Source organism: Kitasatospora sp. NPDC127067 (assembly GCF_042724755.1).
Taxonomy (GTDB): domain Bacteria; phylum Actinomycetota; class Actinomycetes; order Streptomycetales; family Streptomycetaceae; genus Kitasatospora; species Kitasatospora lactacystinica.
Window position 1 is genome coordinate 1 of the sequence record NZ_JBHXEM010000241.1, and the last position, 5,639, is coordinate 5,639.

General features: G+C 71.6%; 1 protein-coding gene. It reads right to left on the reverse strand.

Annotated features, from left to right (window positions below; all coding sequences use genetic code 11):
* Window positions 1-5,639, reverse strand: a 5,639-nt coding sequence (locus tag ACFWJ4_RS40650) for an amino acid adenylation domain-containing protein (protein WP_380554274.1), incomplete at both ends; no start/stop codon positions are given.

Genomic DNA, 5,639 nt, shown 5'->3' on the forward strand with positions numbered 1-5,639 from the left:
TGAGCCTCGAACAGCCCCGGCAACGTCCCCACCGGAACCTCACGCGCCGTGTCGTTCCACCCGCGCAGCACCAACTCCCGCTGCCCGGCGTCCAGGACCGAGACCCGATCCAGCGTCAGTTCTGGCTCCCGCTCCAGTCCGTCGGCGAGCCGCTCCACCAGAGCCTCGAACAGGCCGCAGACCACGTCCGAGTCCATCGGAGCGCACGCCTGCACCGTGAGCCGGAACCCGACACCGGTGTCGTCCACCGACACCGTCAACGGGTAGTTCGTCCGCTCCTGCCCGAACAGCGGGGTGACGCCGGCAAGGACGGTCTGATGGGTGTCGGCCGTCCGGCTGTGGCGGTAGTTGAGGAGCGAGGTGAACAGCGGGCTCTGCGCCGGGACGCCGGTCGCCTGCTGAGCGAGGGTCAGCGGGGCGTGCTCGTGCCGCAGCAGCTCACCCAGCTGCTGCTGGGTCACCTTCAGCCCCGCCAGCAGCGACTGGGTCGCGTCGATGCGGATCGGCAGGGTGTTGATGTACAGACCGGGAGTGCGGCTCGCCGTGTCACCGGCGTCCATCCGGCCGAACAGCACGGTGCCGAACACCGGATGCGTCTGCCCCGTCGTGGCCGCCGCGACCCGCGCCCACGCCAGGTGGAAGAACGCCGCCGCACTCACACCGTGGCGACGCGCCAACTCGCGTACCCGGTAGGCCAGTTCACCGGAAAGATCGACCACGGCCTCCCCGGCCTCGCTGCCGTCGCCGTGGGTGTCCAGCACACCGTACGGCGCCGTCGGCTCCTCCACCTCCCCGAGCGCCCGCTCGAAGAACGCACGGTGCTGGTCGGCCGTGACAGCCAGCCGGGCGTGCGCCACGAAGTCGCGGTACGGCGCCGGCTCCGGCAGGCGGTCCTCCTCCTGCTCCAGGTGCGCCCGCACCTCGTCGAAGAGGATCTCCAGCGCCTGGTGGTCCCGGATCAGGTGGTGGCTCTGCAGTGCCATCAGCCAGCGGTCCCGGCCCGGATCGGCCGCGACGACGAGCCGCATCATCGGGGCACGGCGGATGTCCATCGAGGGCGGGCACGCCGCCAGCAGCCGGGCCACCGCGTCCTCGCCCGGGTCCCCGGTGAGGGCGATCTCCTCGACCGCCACCGGGGCCTGCCGCAGGACGACCTGGAGCGGCTGGGGCAGGTTCTCCCACAGCACGGCCGTCCGCAGGATGTCGTGCCGGTCGACGACGTGCTGGAGCGCGGCGACGAAGTCGTCCAGGCGCCCACGCGAATCGAAACCCAGAACGACCGGAACGACGTAGACATCACGCCCCTGGTCCGCGTCCAGCAGGTGGTGGAAGAAGATCCCCTCCTGCAGCGGCGCCAGCGGGTAGACGTCCGCGACGTTCGCCGCACCACCGGGAACCTGCTCCACCAGGCGGTCGAGGTCCGCCTGGCTCAGCTCGGCCAGCGTGACCATGTCCGGGGTGAGGACGGTCGCGTCGCTCGGGATCCGGTTCTCCGGCACCACGAAGGCCCGACCGGCGTCGACGGCGGCCAGCGCCGCCGGCGTCGGGGCCTGGAACAGCGCCTTCACCGACACCGGCAGGCCGCTCGCCCGCAGTCGCTCCACCAGCGTCACCGCCAGCAGGGAGTGGCCGCCCAGCTCGAAGAAGTTGTCGTCGATGCCGACCTGGGGCAGGCCCAGGACCTCGGCGAACACCTCGCTGAGCAGCTGCTCGTCCGCCGTGCGCGGCGCCCGGTAGGACGACTCCAACAGCTCCGTCCGGTCCGGCACCGGGAGTGCCCGGCGGTCCAGCTTGCCGTTGACCGTCAGCGGCAGCGCGTCCAGCACCATGATCGCGGACGGGACCATGTACTCGGGCAGGACGGCGCCCAGCCCGGCCCGGATCTCGGTGGTGTCGATCTCCGCACCGGCGGCGGGCACCACGTAGGCGGCGATGCGCTTGTCCCCGGGGACGTCCTCGCGGACGATCACGGCCGCCTGCGCGACACCCGGCTGACCGAGCAGGCCGGCCTCGATCTCGCCCAGCTCGATGCGGTAACCGCGCACCTTCACCTGGTCGTCCGTACGACCCAGGTAGTCGATCGTGCCGTCCTCGCGCCAGCGGGCGAGGTCACCCGTGCGGTACATCCGCTCCCCGGCCTCGCCGAACGGACAGGCCACGAAGCGCTCCGCCGTCAGACCCGGACGGTTCAGGTAGCCGCGCGCCAGCTGCACACCGGCGATGTACAGCTCACCCGCCACACCGGCCGGCACCGGACGCAGGGCGGCGTCCAGCACGTAGGCCCGGGTGTTGCCGACCGGGCCGCCGATCGGCACGGTCGCCGTCCCGGGCACGCAGTCCCAGGCGGTGACCTCGATGGACACCTCGGTGGGGCCGTAGAGGTTGTGCAGTGGGATGCCCATGTCGCGCAGGAAGGCGTCCCGCAGCTCCGGGGACAGCGCCTCACCGCTGGCGAACACCGCCCGCAGAGACGTACAGGTCCGCGCGGCCGGCTCCAGCAGGAACACCTGCATCATCGACGGGATGAAGTGCGCGACGGTCACGCCCTCCGCACGGATCACCTCGGCGAGGTACGCGGGGTCACGGTGGCCGTCCGGGCGTGCGACGACGAGCGTCGCGCCGGTGGTCAGCGGCCAGAAGAACTCCCACACGGAGACGTCGAACCCGACCGGAGTCTTCTGCAACACCCGGTCCGACGGCGTCAGCCGGTAGTCCTGCTGCCCCCAGGAAAGGCGGTTGACGATCCCCTGGTGGGAGATCACCACGCCCTTGGGGCGACCGGTGGAACCGGAGGTGTAGATGACGTACGCCGGGCTCTCCGGGCGGTGGCCCGGGCGCTCCGGGTTCGAAACAGGCTGCACACCAAGGGCGTTGGCCGTCTCCGGTGCGTCCAGGTCGATCCGCCGGACGCCCGCTTCGGCCGCCGGGACCCCGTCCATCGTCACGCTGTCGGTGACCAGGGCGGTCGGGCGACCGTCCTCCAGGGTGGAGGCCAGACGGTCGTCCGGGTAGTCCGGGTCCAGCGGCAGATACGCCGCCCCGGCCTTGCCGATCGCCAGCAGCGACACCACCAGCTCGGTCGAGCGCGGCAGGCAGACGGCCACCAGGTGCTCGGGGCCGACACCGCCCTCGACCAGCAGGTGGGCCAGGCGGTTCGCCCGCTCGTTCAGCTCCGCGTACGACACGACCTCACGCGCCGCACCGCTGCCGAACACCACGGCCGTGGCGTCCGGCGTCCGCGCCGCCTGCGCCTCGAAGAGCCCCGGCAGCGTCGCGGCCGGCAGCTCCCGCGCGGTGTCGTTCCAGCCGCGCAGCACCAACTCCCGCTGCCCGTCGTCGAGAACGGCGATCCGGTCGAGCGTGGCGGCGGAGTCCTGCTCCAGCCCGCCGACCAGGTTCTCCACCACCGTGCACAGCAGACCGCAGACCACATCGGAGTCCATCGGCGCGCACGCCTGCACGGTGAACCGGAACCCGACCCCGGTGTCGTCCACCGACACCGTCAACGGGTAGTTCGTCCGCTCCGAGGCGTACACGATGTCGATGCCCGTGGTCCCGCTTCCGGGCACGCCCTGCTGGTCGGGGTGAGAACTGGGCAGACTGTGCCGGTAGTTGAGGAGCGAGGTGAACAGCGGGCTCTGGGCGGGGACGCCGGTCACCTGCTGGGCGAGGGTCAGCGGGGCGTGCTCGTGCCGCAGCAGCTCACCCAGCTGCTGCTGCGCCACCTTCAGCCCCGCCACCAGCGGCCGGGTGGCGTCGACCCGGATCGGCAGGGTGTTGATGTACAGACCCGGCGTCCGGCTCGCCGTGTCACCGGCGTCCATCCGGCCGAGCAGCACCGTGCCGAACACCGGATGCGTCTGCCCGGTCGTCGCGGCCGCGACACGGGCCCAGGCCAGGTGGAAGAACGCGGCGGCGCTCACTCCGTGCCGACGAGCCTGTTCGCGGACGCGCTCGGCCAGTTCGGCCGACAGCTCGACGATCGACTCGCCCGTGTCGGTGCCGTCGCCGTGGGTGTCCAGCACGCCGTACGGCGCGGTCGGCTCCTCGACGTCACCGAGCGCCCGCTCGAAGTAGGCGCGGTGCTGGTCTGCGGTGACGGCCAGGCGCGCGTGGGCGACGAAGTCGCGGTACGGCGCCGGCTCGGGCAGGCGGTCCTCCTCGTGCTCCAGGTGCGCGCGCACCTCGTCGAAGAGGATCTCCAGGGCCTGATGGTCGCGGGTGAGGTGATGACTGCGCAGAGCCATCAACCACCGGTCACCGGCGATGTCCTGGGCAATCGTCAGATCGACCATGGGCGCACGACGGATGTCCATCGAGGGCGGGCAGGACGCCAGCAGCCGGGCCACCGCGTCGTCCCCGGAGTCGTGCGAGTCACCGGACAGCGTGACCTCGTGGACGGGCAGAGCTGCCCGGCGCAGGACGACCTGGAGCGGCTGGGGCAGGTTCTCCCAGAGCACGGCCGTCCGCAGAATGCCGTGGCGGTCCACCACCGCCTGCAGCGCCGACACGAACGCCTCGACCCGCTCCCGCGAGTCGAAGGCCAGCACGGTCGGCAGGATGTAGACGTCACGCCCCTGCTGCGCGTCCAGCAGGTGGTGGAAGAAGATCCCCTCCTGCAGCGGCGCCAGCGGGTAGATGTCGGCGATGTTCGCCGCACCACCCGGGACCTGCTCCACGATCCGTGCGAGATTGTCCTCGGTGACCTCGGCCAGCGTGATCATGTCCGGAGTCAGCGCGGTGGCGTCCTGCGGGATCCGGTTCTCCGGCACCACGAACGCCTGGCCCGCGTCAACGGCCGCAAGTCCGGCCGCCGTCGGGGCCTGGAAGAGCGCCCGCACCGAGACCTGGAGGCCGCGCGAGCGCAGCCGCTCGACCAGGGTGACCGCCAGCAGGGAGTGACCGCCCAGCTCGAAGAAGTTGTCGTCGATGCCGACCCGCTCCAGCCCGAGGACCTCGGCGAACACCTCGCAGAGGAGCTCCTCGTCCGCCGTCCGCGGCGCCCGGTAGGCCTCCTGGATCGCGGTGATCTCGGGGGCCGGGAGAGCGCGGCGGTCCAGCTTGCCGTTGACCGTCAGCGGAAGCTCGTCCAGCACCATGATCGCGGACGGGACCATGTAGTCGGGAAGCGTCGTCGCGAGCGCATCCCGCAGTGCAACGGCATCCACCTCCGCGTCCACGGCCGGGACGACGTAGGCGGCGATGCGCTTGTCGCCCGGGACGTCCTCGCGGACGATCACGGCCGCCTGCGCGACACCCGACCGACCGAGGACGGCCGCCTCGATCTCGCCCAGCTCGATGCGGTAACCACGCACCTTCACCTGGTCATCGGTCCGACCGAGGTAGTCGAGCGTGCCGTCCTCGCGCCAACGCGCCAGGTCACCCGTACGGTACATCCGCTCCCCGGACTCGCCGAACGGGCAGGCCACGAAGCGCTCCGCCGTCAGCCCCGGACGGTTCAGATAGCCCCGGGCCAACTGCACACCGGCGAGGTACAACTCACCTGCCACACCGACCGGAACCGGACGCAGGGCCGCATCCAGGACGTACACCCGGGTGTTGCCGACCGGCCCACCGATCGGCACCGTCGCCGTCCCCGGCACGCACTCCCAGGCGGTGACGTCGATCGACGCCTCCGT